The 20,712-nt window shown below is 41.1% G+C and carries 10 protein-coding genes; 8 read left to right on the forward strand and 2 right to left on the reverse strand.

All coding sequences use genetic code 11. The annotated features are described in order from the left end of the window. The first annotated feature begins 134 nt into the window (after positions 1-134). Positions 135-2,696, forward strand: coding sequence for a carboxypeptidase regulatory-like domain-containing protein (locus DYI03_RS12615; protein WP_242401876.1), 2,562 nt, complete (start codon positions 135-137; stop codon positions 2,694-2,696). 111 nt (positions 2,697-2,807) lie between these two features. Here DYI03_RS12615 and DYI03_RS12620 read toward each other — a convergent pair whose 3' ends face one another. After that, on the reverse strand, positions 2,808-4,964 hold the full coding sequence (locus DYI03_RS12620) for a Tex family protein (protein WP_021670125.1): 2,157 nt from the start codon (positions 4,962-4,964) through the stop codon (positions 2,808-2,810). A gap of 328 nt (positions 4,965-5,292) precedes the next feature. On the opposite strand from DYI03_RS12620, the gene DYI03_RS12625 reads away from it, so the two are divergent. Both DYI03_RS12625 and DYI03_RS12630 read left to right on the forward strand, forming a co-directional pair. Then, positions 5,293-7,260 (forward strand): ABC-F family ATP-binding cassette domain-containing protein, encoded by a 1,968-nt coding sequence (locus DYI03_RS12625; RefSeq protein WP_021670123.1) that lies wholly within the window; start codon positions 5,293-5,295, stop codon positions 7,258-7,260. A gap of 111 nt (positions 7,261-7,371) precedes the next feature. After that, positions 7,372-9,405 (forward strand): M13 family metallopeptidase, encoded by a 2,034-nt coding sequence (locus DYI03_RS12630; protein ID WP_021670122.1) that lies wholly within the window; start codon positions 7,372-7,374, stop codon positions 9,403-9,405. A gap of 732 nt (positions 9,406-10,137) precedes the next feature. Here the strand turns inward: DYI03_RS12630 and DYI03_RS12635 are convergent. Next, on the reverse strand, positions 10,138-11,007 hold the full coding sequence (locus DYI03_RS12635) for a patatin-like phospholipase family protein (protein WP_021669826.1): 870 nt from the start codon (positions 11,005-11,007) through the stop codon (positions 10,138-10,140). A gap of 86 nt (positions 11,008-11,093) precedes the next feature. Here DYI03_RS12635 and DYI03_RS12640 point away from each other — a divergent pair, with 86 nt between their 5' ends. The 5 genes from DYI03_RS12640 to DYI03_RS12660 all read left to right on the forward strand — a co-directional run bounded on the left by DYI03_RS12640 (position 11,094) and on the right by DYI03_RS12660 (position 20,017). After that, positions 11,094-12,491, forward strand: a complete 1,398-nt coding sequence (locus DYI03_RS12640) for an aminopeptidase P family protein (RefSeq protein ID WP_004356500.1) — start codon at positions 11,094-11,096, stop codon at positions 12,489-12,491. Between the two features lie 91 nt (positions 12,492-12,582). Then, the gene (locus DYI03_RS12645) at positions 12,583-13,788 is read left to right on the forward strand and encodes a C1 family peptidase (RefSeq protein ID WP_004356451.1); all 1,206 of its coding nucleotides are present in this window, start codon (positions 12,583-12,585) and stop codon (positions 13,786-13,788) included. Positions 13,789-13,935: 147 nt separating this feature from the next. Next, positions 13,936-15,660: a single-stranded-DNA-specific exonuclease RecJ gene (gene recJ, locus DYI03_RS12650; RefSeq protein ID WP_004356489.1), complete on the forward strand. Its 1,725-nt coding sequence runs from the start codon at positions 13,936-13,938 to the stop codon at positions 15,658-15,660. Positions 15,661-15,692: 32 nt separating this feature from the next. After that, the gene (locus DYI03_RS12655; RefSeq protein ID WP_025064516.1) at positions 15,693-17,600 is read left to right on the forward strand and encodes a RecQ family ATP-dependent DNA helicase; all 1,908 of its coding nucleotides are present in this window, start codon (positions 15,693-15,695) and stop codon (positions 17,598-17,600) included. Positions 17,601-17,902: 302 nt separating this feature from the next. Further along, positions 17,903-20,017: a T9SS type A sorting domain-containing protein gene (locus tag DYI03_RS12660; RefSeq protein ID WP_025064517.1), complete on the forward strand. Its 2,115-nt coding sequence runs from the start codon at positions 17,903-17,905 to the stop codon at positions 20,015-20,017. Positions 20,018-20,712: the final 695 nt, after the last annotated feature.

The following is a 20,712-nucleotide window of genomic DNA, read 5'->3' on the forward strand; positions in this document are numbered from 1 at the left end:
TCCGTTGGGAGAGGGAGTACGAAACTGCTATTTACGTCAGACTAGTCAGACTAGTCGGACTAGTCGGACTAGTCCTCCCAACCCAATTTGTCCGACTCGTCCGAAAACAAAAAAACTTTCAAAAGCAATATCAAATGAAACTTCTACAAATTCTAACCCATATCCTTTTTGCGCTCCCCCTCCCAACAGAGGAGGTTGGAAAAAGACTTCTGAGGTGTTGGGGAAGCCTTCTTCTCCTCTTTCCGCTCGCTCTTTCGGCGCAAACCAATATCTCTGGCATCGTTGTCGATTCTCTCTCGCAACGTCCTATTGCCAATGCTAATGTGCTATTGATGAGCAATGGAAAGACCATAACCTTTGTGCGCACCAACGAAAAAGGGGAATTTGTGTTTCAAAATGTCAGTAGCGAACCTTCAAAGCTGCAATTACAAGCCACAGCCATGGAGTATGCAAGGAAGAAAATAGCAGTTAAAAAGGCTTCGGGCAACCGCATAGAAATGGAGCAAAAGGTGTTTGAAATGAAGGAAATAACCGTTATGGGGGGACCAATCACTGCACGACGTGACACAATCACCTTTGATTTGACCCGTTTTACATCGGAACGCGATAACAATTTGAAAGATGTTTTGAAGAAACTCCCAGGGGTTCAAGTAGCTGATAATGGCAAAATTAGTGTGCAAGGAAAAGAAATTAGTCGCTTTACAGTGGAAGGACTCGACCTTAGCGATGGCAGTTACAACAAACTTACCGACAATATCAAGGCGAAAGATGTGAAGAAAGCCGAAGTCATTGAACACGACCAGCCCATCAAAGCCTTGCAAGATAAGGTGTTTACCGACAATATCGCCATGAATGTTGTATTGAAAGATTCGGTACGCGACCAGCTTTCCCTTACCCTTCGCCCCTATCTTGCCGTTGGACGACCCACTCATGTAGGCGGTTCGGCTAACGCAATGCAAATAGGCAAGCGCAAACAAGTGATGTACGACATTATTTACGACCGTACGGGCAAGGATATTTCAAATTCAAACCAGCAATTTGTTTTCGATTTCATGGCTCCCCAACCCGCTTCACTCTCTGCTTGGTATTCCGTAGCAGGACTTGTTGCGCCCATTGATGCCAACCGATTGCGCTTCAATACATCGCAAAATTATAGTATTAACCGACTTACAAAATTGAAAAATGATAGCGAATTGCGCATCACGGCTGACTATTATCGCAATGTTTTGCGGCAAAATAGAACCAATTTTTCTACTTATTATTTGGCAGAAACACCTACTATTACCACCGAAAACCACCGCCTTACGTTGTTAGAAGATGCGTTCAACTTTAACATCGATAAGAAAATAAATATGGAAACACATTATGGAACGATACGTTTCAAAATGAATGCAGCGCAAGAAGACGCACTATCGGAACTCGAAAGCACGGGACACGCCAACCTTTCGCAACGAGTACGCACCCCAGAACTCAATTTGCAAGGCTACATTAGCACCACGACCAATCATGAAAATAGTACGTTCTCTTGGCAATCCATCGTAGATTATCATCACAGCCGTAACGATTTGTACCTCAATGATGACCACGAAAAAATCAATTCAAATCTATGGCATACCGACAACGAGGCGAGTTGGCGCATCGGCAATCGCTTAAAGCAAAATTACAACATCGGTATTGAGGCAGAACACTTAAACGTGCGAGGGGGAAATACGGATATTAGCCTTTACTCATCGCCTAATTTTAACTATAAAAGTGGCAAATGGCGCACTTATTTTGGCGCATCTTTAAGACTAAAATACCTTACCCAACAGCAAAAAACTTATTTCACCGCATCGCCATACGTGGGTACAAACTTCAAGAAAAGTAGCCGAACAGAGTATAACGCATCACTTTCTTATGGCGAATCAATCCGAGGTTTGGCAACATTTGCCTTGGACAACTACCGCACAGACTATCGTACATGGAACGTAGCACCCACTTTTATGCCGTGGAATCGCTCCTTCAACTTCAACTTTCGACATGCTTACAAACGAGTTGTAAGAGAACTTTTTGCCAATACGACGTTCAAGGTAAGTCGTTCGTGGAGCAATTCGGTGGTGGATATGCAAATTCTTAATGGCAATTACCTCATGAAATATGCCCAGCACAACACTTGCAACACCAATATTATAGGTAGTTATTGGTTGTCGAAAGGTTTCTATAAATACCATTTAAAGACCTCTTTAAGCCTTTCGGCAATGTATAACAAAGGCGAACAATACACCAACGATAGGGTAGTGGGCTACAATTACCGCTCGTTAAGCCTTGCTCCGTCCATCACTTATTCACCTTCTTTCATGTTTTTGTCTTACGAAGGCACCTTCGCCATTGGCAAATCGAAGACCGACAACATCGAAATGGCTTCACGATTCAATTGGAGACAAAGTCTGACACTCACTGCAACCATACACCATGTAGACCTTTCCGTGAAAGGAACTTACCATCATAACCAACTCGAAGCAGGTGCGCTCAATACTTTTCTTGCCGATGCAAGTGCCATTTGGCGATTGAAAAAAGTGCTTTTTTCTGCCAAACTAACCAACATTTTCAATCGTTGCAACTATGAAGAAACCACTTATACAGGCGTAGGCATCTTCACCAATCGTTACGAATTGCGCCCACGAACCTTCATTCTCGGCGTAGAAATTCGGTTGTAGTGCAATTTTGGTTGTTAGGAATGTGATACGAGTTGTTGAGCAAAGCGAAAAAATCATGCCCCTACGTTGCTGCAAATGCCCCCTACGTTGTCGCAAATGTCCGCCTAAAAATTATTTTTGGCTCACTCCTTTCATGGAAAGGGCGATGCGATGACGGCGCAAATCTACTTCCATAACTCTGACACGGACGTGTTGATGCAGGTGTACAATCGTAGTGGGGTCGGAAACAAACTTGTTGGCAAGTTGCGACACATGAACAAGGCCGTCTTGATGGACACCAAGGTCTACGAAAGCACCAAAATTGGTGATGTTGGTTACGATTCCTGGCAGCTCCATACCCGCTTTTAAATCTTCAATACTATGCACTGAAGCATCAAATTCGAAAGCTTCTAATTGCTCACGAGGGTCGCGCCCAGGCTTTTCTAATTCGTTTAGAATGTCGTTAAGCGTTGGTAGTCCTACTTCTTGTGATTGATAGTGTTTTAAATCAATTTGTTTAAGGGCTTCTTTATTACTAATTAGTTCGCTAACACTGCAATTTTTGTCTTTCGCCATTGCTTCCACAATGTGGTAACTTTCGGGGTGTACGGCTGAATTGTCTAACGGATTTTTAGCGTTTGGAATGCGTAAGAAACCTGCACATTGTTGGAATGCCGCTGCGCCAAGGCGTGGAACTTTCTTCAGTTGTGTGCGAGCCGTGAATGCACCATGCTCTTTTCTGTAATCAACAATGTTCTGTGCCAATGCAGCACCCAATCCACTGACGTACATAAGCAAGTGTTTTGAGGCTGTATTTAGATTTACACCTACTTGATTTACACAACTTTCCACCGTTTGGTCTAATGAATGTTTTAGTTTACTTTGGTCTACATCGTGTTGATATTGTCCTACGCCAATGCTTTTTGGGTCGATTTTCACCAATTCTGCCAATGGATCCATGAGCCGACGACCGATAGACACAGCTCCACGAGTGGTTACGTCCTCGTCAGGGAACTCCTCTCGTGCTGTGGTTGAGGCTGAATAAATAGACGCTCCGTCTTCACTAACCACAAAAACCTTCGGAGTTTCTTTGCTTTCTGCCGACAAATTGCCTAAACACTCTGTGATAAAATCTTTCGATTCACGGCTTGCCGTTCCGTTTCCTATGGCAATAGCTTCAATATGGTATTGGTTTACCATGCGCAAAACGGCTACTGTGGCTTGTCCATAGAGGCGTTTGGGAGGGTGGGGATAGATAATTTCATGGTGCAAAAGATTGCCTTGCGCATCTAAACAAGCCATTTTACAACCATTGGCAAAGCCTGGGTCGAGTGCCAAAACACGCTTTTGACCGAGTGGAGCAGAGAGCAATAATTGGCGTAAATTTTCTGTAAAAACTTTGATAGCTTCCTCGTCAGCTTTCTCTTTGCTCAGTCCTGCAAACTCATTTTCTATACTTGGATTAATTAATCGTTTGAAACTATCTTCAACCGCCTCTGTAACTAACGTTTGACACGCACCTCTACCACGCACAAATTGTCGGTTTAATCGGTCAATACACTCGTCATTATCAACCGAAATACTTACTCGCAGAATGCCAGCAGCCTCGCCACGGCGCATAGCCAATAGTCTGTGGCTATTACAGCGGCGTAATGGTTCTGAAAAATCGAAGTAATCGGAGAATTTTTGCGCCTCTTCTTTGTCCTCCATTTTCTTGATAACCTTTGACGAAATCATGGCTTCACGTTTGTAGGCAGCGCGTACCGTGTTGCGTGCCTGTTGGTCTTCGCTTACCATTTCGGCAATAATATCCTTTGCTCCCTGCAATGCGGCAGCCTCGTCCTTTACCTCTCCTTTTACAAAACGTTTGCTGGCAGCAGTCGGATTTTGTTCCCTTTGCATGAGGATTAGGGTAGCCAAAGGTTCAAGCCCTTGTTCCCGAGCAATTTGCGCCTTTGTTCTGCGTTTTGGTTTGTAAGGTAAGTAAAGGTCTTCGAGCAAAGAATTGTCCCAACAATTGACGATTTTGTTTTCCAATTCAGGCGTTAGTTTGCCTTGTTCCTTAATTGTTTTCAAGATAGTTTCTTTGCGTTTATCGGTTTCTTTCAGCTTGTCGTTCAGCTCCGATATATGCGTTATTTGCACTTCGTCAAGGTTTCCTGTGCGTTCCTTGCGGTATCGTGCAATGAAAGGAATGGTGCAACCCTCGTTTAGGAGGGTTAATGTGGCATCAACACTCTTCTCCGATAAATGAAGCGTTGCTGCAATGTGCTTTGTATAAGTGTTCATTGTGTTTTGTCGTCTTAATTTCTACAAAGTTACAGCTTTTCTTCTAATCGGCAATCAAATTGCTTGCATTTTGTAAAAAGATTGTTTAACTTTGCACCTTTATTATTTTAGGTGGGTTCTAAAAATTACCACCGTAATATATAACTTTAAATAATGGGTTACGTTTTGCTTTCTTTTGGTCTTTTATTGGCACAAATGGTCAGTTCATTCGGTCGCATAGTCCACTATGCTCCCTTATTCACAGCCTATTTTTGCTCAATAAAAACCTTAAAATACAGCAAAACTAATTTTTAGAACCCACCTAAAAGGGAAAACAGAATACAAGAAGATGTTATCAATAGAAGGTTTGAAGGTTGAGTTTGGTGTAAAACCACTCTTTCAAGACGTTTCTTTCGTGGTAAACGACCGCGACCGCATTGCTTTGGTGGGCAAGAATGGTGCTGGAAAATCTACAATGCTGAAAATTCTTTGTGGGCAACAAAAGCCAACAGGAGGCGTTGTGGCTATTCCAAACGAAACTACCATTGGCTATTTGCCACAGGTAATGAAGCTATCGGACGATACTACGGTGAAGGAAGAAACCCGAAAAGCATTTGCCGATGCCACAAAAATGAAAGAAAAGTTGGAGCGAATGCAACAAGAAATGGCTGAACGAACCGACTATGAGAGCGATAGTTACACGCAACTTGTTGAACGTTTTACGCAAGAACATGAGCGTTTTATGATGTTAGGGGGTGAAAACTACGAGGCAGAAATAGAACGAACATTAGTGGGATTAGGCTTTGAGCGTACAGATTTCGACCGTCCTACACGCGAGTTTTCAGGTGGTTGGCGCATGCGTATAGAGTTGGCAAAGATACTTTTACGCCGCCCTGACGTGCTATTACTTGACGAACCAACCAATCATTTGGATATTGAATCTATTCAATGGTTAGAACAATTTCTTTCACAAAGTGCTAAAGCCGTTGTTTTAGTATCCCACGATAAGGCATTTATCAATAATGTTACCAATCGAACCTTGGAGATAACATGCGGTAGAGTCGAGGATTACAAAGTGAAATACGATGAATATCTTGTGTTGAGAAAGGAACGCAGAGAACAACAACTGCGTGCTTACGAAAACCAACAGAAGGAAATAGCTGATATAAAAGCCTTTGTTGAACGTTTCCGCTATCAAGCTACAAAGGCAGTACAGGTGCAACAACGCATCAAACAATTAGAAAAAATTGTGCCAATAGAGGTTGATGAGGTAGACAATTCAGCGATGCGCCTAAAATTTCCACCCTGTCTTCGAAGTGGCGATTACCCTGTTATCTGCGACAATGTACGCAAAGAATATCCTCCACGCCTTGTGTTTGACAATGTCAATATGACCATTAAGCGAGGCGAAAAGGTGGCTTTCGTGGGCAAAAATGGTGAAGGAAAATCTACTTTGGTGAAGTGTATCATGGGCGAAATAGCCTTTGACGGCAATTTAAAAGTAGGGCATAACATACAAATCGGTTATTTTGCGCAAAACCAAGCCCAGTTATTGGACGAAGAACTAACGATTTTCCAAACCATAGACAATGTAGCTAAAGGCGATATGCGTTTGAGAATAAACGACCTTTTGGGTGCTTTTATGTTCGGAGGAGAAACCTCTGAAAAGAAAGTGAAAGTGCTTTCAGGTGGTGAACGTTCCCGATTGGCAATGATAAAACTCTTGTTAGAGCCTGTCAATCTGTTGATTTTGGACGAACCAACCAACCACCTTGACATTACATCAAAGGAGGTTTTGAAGGAAGCCATTAAGGCTTTCGATGGAACAGCGATTATCGTTTCACACGATAGAGAGTTCCTTGACGGACTTGTAACAAAGGTTTACGAGTTTGGAGGTGGTAAAGTTCGTGAACATTTAGGTGGCATTTACGATTATTTGCAGGCTCATAATGCGGCAACAATCCAAGAAAGTTTGAGCAAAGCGAGCAACAATGTTGCGACGGAAACGACCGAAAACAATGCGAATGTAAAGCAAGAAAGCGGAAAAGAACCTACCTCTGGCGCCTTAACCTACGCCGAACGAAAGGAACAACAAAAGAAAATAAAGAAAGCGCAAAGAGCTGTTGAGGAGTCGGAGAAGACCATTCAGAAAATGGAAGAGCGCAAAATGGAGTTAGACGAATTACTAATGTCGCCTGAAAACGCTTCAAACATGGAACTTGTAACCGAATATACAGACTTGCAACGCCGCTTAGACGAAGAAAACGAGCGTTGGGTAACTCTTTCGGAGGCATTAGAAAACTTGCAAATAGAATAAACGAATAAAACAATCAATAACAATTAGCTTTCTCGTATCTTTTAAACTTTTCAACCTTGGATAAGTCTAATGGATAGTTACGAAAAAGCTTAAAACAAACAGCATTAAAACATGAACATCAAAACTATCTTACCGATGATGATGATTGCTTCAGCTCCTATTGCAGGTTTGGCACAAAACCAAGCAGGCATAAAAGAGAGTAATCTTGATAGGTCGGTGCGTCCAGCTGATGACTTTTATCAGTTTGCAACAGGCGGTTGGCAAAAGAACAACCCATTGCCTGCTGCCTTTTCTCGTTATGGTTCATTCGACCAATTAGGCGAGAACAACAACAAACGTATTAACGCTATTCTTTCTGAATTGCTTAAAAAGAAAGCAAAACCAGGTAGTGTTGAACAAAAATTAGGCGACTTTTACAGACTCGCAATGGACTCTGTGCGCCGCAATAAAGAGGGTGTAGCACCTGTAATGCCATTGTTGCAAGAAATGGAAGCAGCTAAAACACTCGCCGACTTGCGTGCTTTGCAAGTGAAATATGCACACCGTGGCTATGGTGTAGCAATGAGTTTCGGTTTTGGAGCCGACGAAAAGAACGCTAAAATGAACATTTTGAATGTATCACAAAGTGGTCTTACATTGGGTCAGAAGGATTATTATCTTGACAATGATAAGGCAACGGCTGACATTCGTAATGCTTTCAAGCAACATATCGTCAATATGTTCAAACTTTTCGGCTTCTCACAAGCGCAAGCTGAGATGAAACGCGATGCCATTATGCGTTACGAAACTGCCATTGCTTTGATTTCAAAGAGCAGAACAGAACTCCGTGATGCAGCAGCCAACTACAATAAGATGACTTTAACAGAGTTTAAGGAAAAGTATCCAAACCTTGCTTTGGAGGCATTGGCTAACGGTGAAGGCATCAAAACGGAATATATGCAAGAGTTGGTAGTAGGTCAGACAGCCTTTTTGGCAGGTCTTGATAAATTGACAGCGACTGAAACAGCCAACGAACTCCGTGCTCGCATGGAGTGGGACGCTATTCTCGGTTCTGTAAACTACCTTAGCGACGATGTTCGTGCAGAGTATTTCAACTTCTTTAGTCAGAAGATGCGCGGCACAAAGCAAGATTATCCACGTTGGAAGATAGCTACTTCACAAGTTGAAGCACAAATGGGTGAAGCACTCGGCAAAATCTATTGCCAACGTTATTTCCCTGCAAGCAGCAAGCAACGCATGGAAGAATTGATTAAGAACCTTCAAACTTCTTTGGCAGAACGCATCAAAGCACAGAAGTGGATGAGCGAAGAAACAAAGCAAGCTGGTCTTGAAAAGCTTTCTACATTCTATGTTAAGGTGGGCTATCCAAACAAGTGGCAAGACATAAGTGGTCTTAATATCGACCCTTCAAAGTCTTATTACGAGAACGTTATGAACTGTCGTGAGTTCTGGAATAAGGTAGACATTGAAGAAACAGCAGGCAAACCAGTTGATAAAGATAAGTGGTACATGAACCCACAAACGGTGAATGCTTACTATAACCCTACTACAAATGAAATTTGTTTCCCAGCAGGTATCCTTCAATATCCATTCTTTGACCCTAAGGCCGACGATGCTTTCAACTATGGAGCTATCGGTGTTGTCATTGGACACGAGATGACTCACGGCTTTGACGACCGTGGTCGCAACTACGATAAAGACGGAAACATGAAAGATTGGTGGGCTAAGGGCGATGCTGATAAGTTTAAAGCACGCACAACACCTTTCGGTCAATTCTTCAGTAATATCAATGTGTTGCCTGACCTCAAAGCAAATGGTAGCCTTACTATGGGTGAAAACTTGGCAGACCATGGTGGTTTGATGTTGGCTTACAACGCTTTGAAGAACGCATCAAAGGGTAAGAAAGCTAAGATTATCAATGGTTTCACACCAGAACAACGCTTCTTCCTTGCTTACGCAGGTGTTTGGGCTGCTAATATCACTGACGCTGAAATTCGTAACCGTACAAAGAGCGACCCTCACTCATTGGGCGAATGGCGTGTAAATGGTGCTTTGCCACACATTAACGCATGGTACGAGGTCTTTAACGTTAAGCCTGGTGATAAACTTTACTTGCCTGAGTCAGAACGTCTTGACCTTTGGTAATCTGTAGGGGCGTGATTTTTTCGCTTTGCTCAACAACTCGTATCACGTTCCTAATGACCCAAAAAGACATTTTAGATAGGAACGTGATAAATCACGCCCCTACGAAGTTACTTTTGTTATTAGGAACGTGATAAATCACGCCCCTACGAAGTTACTACAATTGCATTAAAATAGGGAAATGGTATAAACGGTAATTAAAGGAAACATTAAATATAAAAAAGCGGGCATATCCCTTTCGGGGTGTGTCCGTTTTTTTTATGATACAATCATTTCGTAGGGGCGCGATTTATCACGTTCCTAATGACCAAAAAGACATTTTATAGATAGAAACGAGATAAATCAACGCCCCTACGAAGTTGCTTTGGTTATTAGGAACGTGATAAATCACGCCCCTACGAAGTTACTTTGGTTATTAGGAACGTGATAAATCACGCCCCTACGAAGTTACTTTGGTTATTAGGAACGTGATAAATCACGCCCCTACGAAGTTGCTTTGGTTATTAGGAACGTGATAAATCACGCCCCTACTTACTACAATTGCACTAAAATAGGGAAATGATAGAAACAGAATTCTTATTTTTGTAATCTTGACCAATTCTCCCATAGCGAAAACCTATTGTTTTGGACTGTAAAAGTGCCTATTTTTTACTTCAAAACAGTGGGTTTTGTCTTTCAAATAGGAATTTACAAGGTGTTGCGTTAGCAGGAATGAATTTTAAATTGCCAAAAACGCTAAAAAATAGTACCGTTTTGAATGGAATGAACAAATGCTTCGCCCACTTTAAAGCCTTCATTATAAAGGTTTTCCAACTTTACAATATCTTTTTCCATGCGCCCTACAACAATCGGCGTGATAGGTCTTAAAACCGTTATCAGCCCCTTTGCTTCATATTCGTCAATCATATCCAACTGCTTGTTGTAGGCTTCCAAGCGTTTACTGAGTACGCAGCGCAAACGAGGATAGTTCCTATAAACAAATTTAGGAATTTTTATGTCCTTCCCCGAATCCCTCCAACCTTTGTTTCTGGTGCAAACGACAACATTTTTTTCATGTCCTATTGCGATGGCACGCTGCAAAGGAATGGAATCGACAATGCCTCCGTCCAACATAGGAACCCCATCAATATCAACGATTTTACTCACATAAGGCAAACTACTCGATGCTCTTGCCAATTTGTTGAGTCTGTGGTAGTTGCCATTCCGTTCTTCAAGATATTCAGCACGCCCCGTTTCACAATTTGTTACCACCATTTCGAACGAGTAACCCCGACTGATATATTTAAAATAAGTGTCGTAATCGTAAGGGATTATCTCCATTGGAAACTTCTTATACAATAAGTCTGGGTCGAAAATACACCCCTGTGTAACAAGATGACGCAACCCAATGTAATCGTATTTTGCCAATAAATCAATGTTAGAAGCCCTTGCCCTGCGTGGCTGATGACTCATATAAGACAAGCCATTGCAGGCACCTGCCGACACTGCCACGATGTATTTAAAATATAAATCGTGCTTCATGAAAGCATCTAAAACGCCTGATGTAAACACACCACGCATGCCACCACCTTCGAGGACTAACCCTATATTTTTATCAAATTCCATAAAAACTTATAAAAATCACCCACAAAGTTACTGCTTTTTATCGAAAAATTATTATCTTTGCGCCTAAACTAATATATGAAAGCGATATGTTTAACAAAGAAACTTACATTAAACGTCGTTCAGAGCTAAAAAAGCTTGTAAAAGACGGTATTATACTGTTGTTTGGAAACAACGAATCCCCAGTTAATTCACCAGCGAATAGCTATGCGCCATTCCGCCAAGACTCATCATTTTTGTACTATTTCGGGCAAAAACGTGACGGTCTTGTGGGCGTCATTGATGTGAATGAAGGAACAGAAATGTTAGTCGGCGACGACATAGACATAGAAGACATCGTTTGGTTTGGAAGTGTTGATGCTGTGAAAGACCTTGCTGCACAAGTTGGAGTGAGCCATTCAGCACCAATGAAAGAATTGAAAAATATCTGCGACAAAGCTATAAAGTCAAATCGTAAGATACATTTCTTGCCCCCTTACCGTGCCGATATAAAAATTCAAATTAGCGATTTGTTGGGCATTCACCCTAATGCACAAAAAGAAGCAGCCAGTTTGGAACTTATCAATGCCATCGTAAAGATGCGTTCCGTAAAGACACAAGAAGAAATAGAAGAACTTGAACGTGCTGCAATCATCGGTTACAAGATGCACACAACAGCAATGCGCATCACAAAACCTGGACTTACAGAAAAGTATGTAGCAGGTCAATTGGAAGGCGTTGCCAACTCATACGGTTCAATGGTGTCGTTCCCAATCATCTTTTCACAACATGGCGAAATCATGCACGGCAATCCTTCAATGGCAGAATTAGAAGCAGGACGCTTAGTTTTGTGCGATTGTGGAGGCGAAACTATGGAGCATTATTGTTCAGACAACACCCGTACATTCCCTGTAAATGGCAAGTTCACCCAACGCCAATTAGACGTTTACAACGCAGTAGTAGAAGCTCACGATGCCGCTTTGGCACTCTCTAAACCAGGAATGAAATACGCAGATGTGCATTTCGAAATTTGTCGCATCATATTTGACCGCATGAAGGAACTCGGTTTAGCCAAAGGAAACACACAAGACGCTGTGGCAGCAGGCGCTCACGCCATGTTCTTGCCTCACGGATTGGGACACATGATGGGCATGGACGTCCACGATATGGAAGCATTAGGACAAATCCATGTCGGATTTGATGCAGAAACTCGTCCAAACCTTGAACAATTTGGAACCAATTGTTTGCGTATGGGACGCCGTTTGGAAGAAGGATTTGTTGTAACAGACGAACCAGGTATTTATTTCATACCAGCACTCATCGACGAATGGCGTGCAAAGAAACATTGCGCAGAGTTCTTGAACTTCGATAAGCTTGATGAATACAAAGACTTCGGTGGTATTCGTATCGAAGACGATATTCTTATCACAGCTGACGGCTGCCGTTTCTTAGGAAAAGACAGAATACCTTATCATGCCAAAGACGTGGAAGAATATATAAACGCATAAACAAAGAAAACAAAAATAAACATTATTAACAAACAATTTAATTTTTAAGACTGTCAGCCAACACAAAATGCTGGCAAACATTTAAAGAATCATGAAAAAAGTTTTAGTACTTGCACTCTTCGCACTCGTTGCGGTTGGTGCGAATGCAGCTCCTAAAAAAGCTGCAAAGAAAGTGGACAACAAACCAGTGTTCACTGTAATTAAGGAAAATCCTATCACAAGCATCAAGAACCAAAACCGTTCAGGTACTTGCTGGGACTACTCTACATTGAGCTACTTTGAAGCTGAAATCTTGAAAGCTACAGGTAAAACTTACGACCTCTGCGAAAGCTTCGTAGCAAACAAAACTTACATGGACCGCGCAATACAAGTTGTTCGTATGCATGGTGATGCTCAATTCGCACAAGGTGGTTCTTGCTACGACCCTCTCTATTGTCTTATGAACTATGGTATCTGTCCTGAGGGCGTAATGCCTTTCCCTGGTTCATTGCAAGGCGACTCTTTGTTTAACTTCAACGAGTTCTTCTCATTGATGGAACCATACGTAAACGCTATTGCAACAAACAAGGCAAGCAAAATTTCTAATCAATGGAAGCCAGGTCTTCAAGGTATTCTTGACGCTTACTTAGGCAAGTGCCCAGAAAAATTCACATACGAAGGCAAGACTTACACTCCACAACAATTTGCTAATAGCCTCGGTTTGAACTGGAACGACTATGTAACTGTAACTTCTTACACTCACCACCCATTCTACACTTCATTCGCTGTTGAAGTACAAGACAACTGGCGTATGCCACAATCTCACAACGTTCCAATGGACGAAATGATGAAGATTATCGACAACGCTGTTATGAATGGCTATTGCATTGCATGGGGTGGCGACGTTAGCGAACCAGGTTTCACACGCGACGGTCTTGCTTATATGGTTGACGGAAACAAGGTTCAAAGCCTCCAAGGTAGCGATATGGCTCGTTGGTTGGGTCTTTCTGCAACAAAGAAACGCAGCCTCATTGACGAACTCGGTGCAAAAGTTCCTGAAGTAACTCCAACACAACAAATGCGTCAAGAACGTTTCGACAATTGGGAACTCACTGACGACCACGGTATGCTTATCTTCGGTATCGCTAAGGACCAATTCGGCAAGGAATACTACATGGTTAAGAACTCATGGGGTGAAACTGGTGCTTACAAAGGCATTTGGTACATGACAAAGAACTTCATTGCTGCAAACACAATGGACTTCATGGTTAATAAAAACGCTATTCCTGCTGACATTCGTCAGAAGATGGGCTTGTAAAAAACACCTGCTATTTTCATCTTAAAGGTGGGGTAAAACGCACTTTAACAGATTGAGAAAATAGTAATATAGATTTAAAAAAGCGTAAGTTTTTCAGACTTACGCTTTTTTTTTGTACCTTTACATGCAGAAATAAAAAATATTAAAATGCAATTAAAATGGAACTATACACCACCCACACCTGAACAAACAAATGCGGCTAAGGAACTTGGAGAGAAACTTGGTATAAGTCCCATATTAGCAACATTGTTGTTGCGACGAGGCATTAAAACAGAAAGTGCGGCAAAAAGGTTTTTTAGACCGCAACTGTCCGACCTTATCAATCCGTTTCTCATGCAAGATATGGATGTTGCAGTGGATAGATTGAACGATGCAATGGGGCGAAAAGAGCGCATAATGGTCTATGGCGATTACGACGTAGACGGTTGTACGGCGGTAGCGTTGGTGTTTAATTTTTTACGTCAGTTCTATTCAAACATAGAATACTACATTCCAGACCGCTATGATGAAGGTTACGGAGTGAGCAAAAAAAGTATTGATTTTGCAAAAGACAATGGCGTAAAACTCATTATTATACTCGATTGCGGCATAAAAGCAGTCGAAGAAATTTCTTATGCAAAGGAACAAGGCATCGACTTTATTATTTGCGACCACCATGTGCCTGATAATAATCTGCCACCAGCCGTTGCAATCCTGAATCCGAAACGCTCTGACGATAGCTACCCATTCAAAGATTTATGTGGTTGTGGCGTTGGGTTTAAGTTTATGCAGGCTTTTGCCAATAACAATAATATTGCATTCTCACGACTCATACCATTACTCGATTTTTGTGCGGTAAGTATTGCTGCCGATTTAGTGCCTGTGGTGGGCGAAAATCGTATTTTAGCCTTTCATGGTCTTAAACAATTGAATCAAAATCCGAGTGTTGGACTACAAGCAATCGTTGAAATTTGTGGACTTACGGGCAGAGAACTTTCCATGAGCGACATCATTTTCAAGATAGGACCTCGTATTAATGCCAGCGGACGCATGGAGAATGGAAAAGAAAGTGTTGATTTATTGGTCGAACGCGACTTGGCAACTGCGCTTTTAGAGGCAAGAAACATTGATAAATACAACGATAAACGAAAAGATGTAGACCGCCAAATGACCGAAGAGGCTAACCAAATTGTGGAAAGACTCGAAAGTCAGAAACACCAAAACAGCATTGTGCTTTACGATGAGCATTGGAAAAAAGGTGTGATAGGCATTGTGGCATCACGTTTAACGGAAATCTATTATCGTCCAACCATTGTGATTACGCGTGAAGACGACTTAGCAACAGGCTCAGCTCGCAGCGCAGTGGGTTTTGATTTGTATTCTGCCATTGAAAATTGTAGCGATTTGTTGCTCAATTTCGGTGGTCATACCTATGCAGCAGGCCTTACGCTGAAGTGGGAGAACGTGAAAGAATTTAGAGATAGATTTCAAAAATATGTTGATGAGCATATTGAGCCGCACCAAAAGGAAGCTACATTGGATATTGACACCGTTATTGATTTCAAAGATATTACCAAAAAATTGCATAACGACTTGAAACGTTTCGCCCCTTTTGGCCCTAAAAACGAGAAACCATTGTTCTGTACGAAAGATGTTTTCGATTTTGGAACCAGTAAGGTCGTAGGTCGAGCGCAAGAGCATATAAAATTGGAGTTGGTAGATTCTAAATCAAACAATGTAATGAATGGTATTGCCTTCGGACAGAGCGAGTCAGCACGTTATATTAAGTCAAAACGTTCGTTCGATATAGTCTATACCATCGAAGATAATGTTTTCAAAAAAGGCTCATCACAGCTGCAAATAGAAGGTATTCGCCCCTCTGAAAGCGAATAAAACTATCTTTTTGGAACTGTCGTTTAATGGTTATGACCTACAAAGAAATTCTACAAAAATATTGGGGATACCCTAATTTTCGTGGCATTCAAAGCGAACTTGTCGAAAGTATTGGGTCGGGAAGGGACACATTAGGATTGATGCCAACAGGAGGAGGCAAGTCCATTACTTTCCAAGTGCCTGCTTTGGCAAAGGAAGGGGTGTGCATTGTCATCACGCCTTTGATTTCTTTGATGAAAGACCAAGTAGACAATTTACAGCGACGACACATAAAAGCTGCTGCTATCTTTTCGGGAATGCAGCAACACGAGATTATTTCAACGCTTGAAAATTGCATTTTTGGCGGCATAAAGCTACTATATGTTTCGCCAGAACGACTAAGTTCCGAACTCTTTCAAGCCAAATTGAAGCATATAAAAGTGAGTTTCATCACCGTAGATGAGGCTCATTGCATTAGCCAATGGGGCTATAATTTCCGTCCTTCTTATTTGGAAATCATTAAAATTCGGGCGTTATTGCCCAATGTTCCCGTCCTTGCGCTCACTGCAACTGCTACCCCTAAGGTGGTAAAAGATATTCAAAAGCGGTTGGGTTTCGCGCAAGAAAATACTTTTCAAATGAGTTTTGCACGCAGCAATTTGGCTTATGTCAAACGCAATGCGCAAGATAAATTTGAAGAAATGGTACACATTCTTCAGTCGGTACAGGGCTGTGCGATAGTCTATTGCAGAAGTAGACGAAGAACAAAAGAGGCTGCTCAATATTTATTAGCCAACAATATTTCGGCTACTTGGTATCATGCTGGGTTGGAATACACCGTTAAAGAAACTCGGCAGAATGATTGGCAAGCCGATAAAGTGCGTGTTATGGTGGCAACCAACGCCTTCGGAATGGGAATTGACAAGGCTAATGTGCGCATCGTTATCCACCTTGACCCTCCCAATTCTATTGAAGCCTACTTCCAAGAGGCGGGTCGTGCGGGTCGTGATGGCGAAAAATCGTATGCCATTATGCTTTATACGAAAGATACAGACGAGCAAAAATTGAGGAAAAGGGTAGGGGAAACCTTTCCGCCAAAGGAGACAATAACAGAGATTTACAACCAATTGGCTTACTTTTATCAGATAGGTGTGGGTAGCGGATATGGTGCAACCTTTGAATTACCCATTGATAAATTCTGCATAACCTATGGTCATTTCCCGATTTATGTCAATGCTGCGTTGCAAATTTTAACCCGTGCTGGCTATATAAACTACGACCCTGACCCTGACAACAAGGCGCGTGTGAAGTTTATTTTAAGTAGAAACGAACTCTATAAATTGGGCGAACAATCGAAAGCAGAGAACGATGTTATCACCCAATTGTTGCGCATTTACGGCGGATTGTTTGTTGATTATTGTTTCATTGACGAGTCTTATATTGCCGAGCGAGCTGGGTTGGATAGAAATACGACCTATCAAACGCTGAAAGAGTTGAGCCGAAAGCGCATCATCAAGTTTATTCCTCGTAAAAATATTCCTCTTATTACCTATTTAAGGGATAGGGTTGATGGTGCTGAATTGCTTCTTTCGCCCGATGTTTATGAAGAAAGGAAAGAAAAATTTGAGGAACGAATAGCCTCAATGATTTCTTATTTGCAAACCGACTACACCTGTCGCAGTCGCCAACTCCTTCGTTATTTTGGCGAAGAGAAGTCAGATAATTGTGGCGTTTGCGATGTTTGTTTGGCACATAAAAAGGAAGAGAAAGCGTTAAACAAAGAACTTCGCAAGGCGATACTCGGTCTATTGGCTGACAATAATAAGCATCACATCACCGAATTGAAAGCCTTTGAACCTCAATCCACTACCACTAATGACGAAAAACTCGACAAAGTGCTTGCTGAAATGCTCGACGAGGAAGAAATTTCAATGGACGGAAACTACATTTATAAGCCTTAAATCGTCCACCCAATAAGTATCATTGTTCGCCCAACAGGCATAATGGTCTGTCCCAACAAGTATCATTGTCCTAAAAAACACGCAGAAACGCCCACTCAACTATCCTTTTTCTTTCTTCAAGATAGCTGCGATGAGTCGTTATGGCTATCCATTCTTTTATTTATAAAACATTTATTTTTATTCGAAAATAGCACGAATTGTATAATAAAGTTGCAATAATAATTACAAAGTATTGGTTATTTTGCGTATTTTATTTATATTTGCGCCATCACAAACAATTTATTAACAAATCTTTTATCAAAATGAAGAAAAGTCTATACAATCTTTTTAGTTTACTTTTATTATTATCCTTTTTAGGAATTTGTACGCAAACCTATGCCGACGAAATCAATTTGACAACATCGTATGTAACCAGTTCCACATCTACCGAACAGTTTGCTATGAGAATTAAGGCACCGTCAGGTACAAAATACTATATCGACTTTGGCGACGGAACTGAAATTCAGACAAAAAAAGGCTCTGGTTATGGTGACTATATTTACTATAATTTTGCCGATATGGCTACAAATCCAGTGCATCATGTAAAGATTTGGGGCGGTCCTATTGTTGAATTTATGGTCATAAGCAATAAAAAGGTTTCAGAATTAACGCTCAAAGATTGCAATGAATTGGTTAAATTTTCATGTGCCAACAGCGATTTGAAGACCTTAGACCTTTCAGCTTGTCCTAAACTTACCGATGTAACTTGCAATGCCAATAACATTGAAGACCTGAAATTGCCCGAGAGTGCAATCTATTTAACGTTCAATTTAAACCGATTGACATTGGCTGAATTCCCCGCAAAGAAGTCGTATAAATACGTTTATGGTCCTATGCGCCCTGTTTATTTGGAGAAAGAAAAAATAAATGGGCTGACAGTAGACCTTACAGACTTCCTCCAATACAATGGTACAACGTCTACTTTCAAGTGGTATCGTTTCAATAATCATGGTAATGACGGCGACTTTAATATGCTCATCGACCCTTCAACGTATAAGGAAGAAAATGGTGTGTTTACCTTTAACGAGCCGTTTGATACTGAAATTTATTGCGTTGTAAGCAACTCAGCCTTGCCAAGACTTGATAATATCAACGACCGTTATGGCATTATGCCTATCAAATTGGAAGGAAAAGCAAAGCAGTTGGAACAAGTTCATGCTGCTTTCTTGACCGACAAATTTACCACCGAGAACTTAACTTTCAATCTTACCTTGTCAAGTCTTACCGACAATTCGCCTTGTATGATTAACTGGGGCGACGGTGTAATCCAAGAGTTGAAGTTGAATAAAACAGAGTCTGTTGTAAAACACAACTTCATTGATGCTCAGGTAGATAAGAAACATTTGGTACAAATACAATGTGCCGATTTAGACTTGCTTCAATTCCCTGAATTGAGCGGTTTCCTCGCTTTCCAAGCAGGCAATGTTGAAAGTCCTGTAAAGCGCATCGTGCTAAGCAGCAACCGCCAAAATGCCATCGATGTTTCTATGTTCAAGCAGCTTGAGGCACTTACTGCAAATAGTTGTTTTGCCACAGAAGTGAAGTTGCCACAAACAGCCACTTTAAAGCAATTGTCTTTGGAAGGAAACCAATTGAAAACCATTGCTTTGGACGGATTTGTCAATATGGAAGAACTGAATTTGAGTCGCAACCAGTTGCAAGCAGTCAATTTAAGCAAGATGAACAAACTTGTAAAAGTAAATCTGTCGTTTAATAATATTTATACATTTACGATGCCCGACACCTATGCCCTGTTGAAAGAAATGAATTGCGGCAACAATAGCATACCAATGTATTCTTTGCCTGAAAAGAAAACGATAGAAACGTATGTTTATGCGCCACAAAACTCGTATACTATTCTTCCTGAATACATTAAAAAGAACGTGGTAGACTTGTCAGTCTTCAACAATTTGAAGGGTGTTTGCGATACACCACAGCCAACAACTTACATTTGGCTCAACAAAGACGAAACGGGAATTCCTATTGTTAAGGGACTTTGCTATGACGAAGCCGATGGTAAATTCACCTTCAAACTTCCTGAACAAGCCGATATTTATTGCAGCATGCAAACCAATGCTTTCCCTGATTTGTCGTCAAACGGAGTAGATTACAGAACAAAACCTATCACAATGATGAAGGTTGCAAATGGAATTGCCGACATCAACGGCAACGAACAAGGCATTGAAATGGTTCAACATGGTAGCGAAATCACTTTGATTTCAAGCAAAACCGCTATGGTTAGCATCTACGATGTACAAGGTCGTGTGGCTAAAAATGTAAATATGACAGCAGGCGAAACCGCTAACATCACCTTACCAGCAGGTGTTTACATCATGAAAGCCAACGGCATGAATACCATAAAGTTTGTGGTAAAGTAAGAAAATAATTGAATTTAGCACAAATCGTTTGAACAAAGTCGGACGAGTCTGACTCGTCCGACTTGTCCGACTTGTCCGAAAAATCGCAAAAAAACTTCAATTTACTGCTTGTACTTCTCTACGCCGAGTTTATACATATCGTTGCCTGTCATGGTTGATGGCAACAATGACAGGCAATTCTTTTCGTTTTTACAGATGTCATGAAAAGCAAAGTTTTTGTCCCGAGTTATGGAACGAAAATCTTTTGGATTAAAACGATGTTTTAGGTTTCATTATACAAGGCAGTAAATAATGAATGCTGATAAAATTACTACGACCGTTACATGGACTGCCAAATACTTTTCTGTAAATTCACTAAATTCTTTCATCATTCCTTCCATAATTATCTAAATTTATTATCCGTAACAAAGATAGCCCTTTATTTTCATTAAAACAAATAAGTTGAGTCGGTTCATGCGGTTTACATCGTTTTTTTATAGAAATGAAATATAAACCGACTGAAAACCACACTTCAAGGGGAAACTGTTCGTTCTGCATGGAGCTTGCTTGCCTTGCTTCTATAATATATTAAGGTGAAAATTCATGGTAAGCATATTTTTTATAAGCTGTTTATAATAAATTTATAACTATTCATTTAGACTTGATATAAATCAATTTTATGGAGTTTTATCAATAAAATTCGTTTTATTTTTGCA

It is taken from the genome of Prevotella disiens, assembly GCF_900454955.1.
Taxonomy (GTDB): Bacteria; Bacteroidota; Bacteroidia; order Bacteroidales; family Bacteroidaceae; genus Prevotella; species Prevotella disiens.

Bases quoted from the DNA above. Each gene is read 5' to 3' on its own strand.
- DYI03_RS12660 (WP_025064517.1), top strand. From the start codon at position 17,903: ATGAAGAAAAGTCTATACAATCTTTTTAGTTTACTTTTATTATTATCC.
- DYI03_RS12640 (WP_004356500.1), top strand. From the start codon at position 11,094: ATGTTTAACAAAGAAACTTACATTAAACGTCGTTCAGAGCTAAAAAAG.
- DYI03_RS12630 (WP_021670122.1), top strand. From the start codon at position 7,372: ATGAACATCAAAACTATCTTACCGATGATGATGATTGCTTCAGCTCCT.
- DYI03_RS12625 (WP_021670123.1), top strand. From the start codon at position 5,293: ATGTTATCAATAGAAGGTTTGAAGGTTGAGTTTGGTGTAAAACCACTC.
- DYI03_RS12620 (WP_021670125.1), bottom strand. From the start codon at position 4,964: ATGAACACTTATACAAAGCACATTGCAGCAACGCTTCATTTATCGGAG.
- DYI03_RS12655 (WP_025064516.1), top strand. From the start codon at position 15,693: ATGACCTACAAAGAAATTCTACAAAAATATTGGGGATACCCTAATTTT.
- DYI03_RS12615 (WP_242401876.1), top strand. From the start codon at position 135: ATGAAACTTCTACAAATTCTAACCCATATCCTTTTTGCGCTCCCCCTC.
- DYI03_RS12635 (WP_021669826.1), bottom strand. From the start codon at position 11,007: ATGGAATTTGATAAAAATATAGGGTTAGTCCTCGAAGGTGGTGGCATG.
- recJ (WP_004356489.1), top strand. From the start codon at position 13,936: ATGCAATTAAAATGGAACTATACACCACCCACACCTGAACAAACAAAT.
- DYI03_RS12645 (WP_004356451.1), top strand. From the start codon at position 12,583: ATGAAAAAAGTTTTAGTACTTGCACTCTTCGCACTCGTTGCGGTTGGT.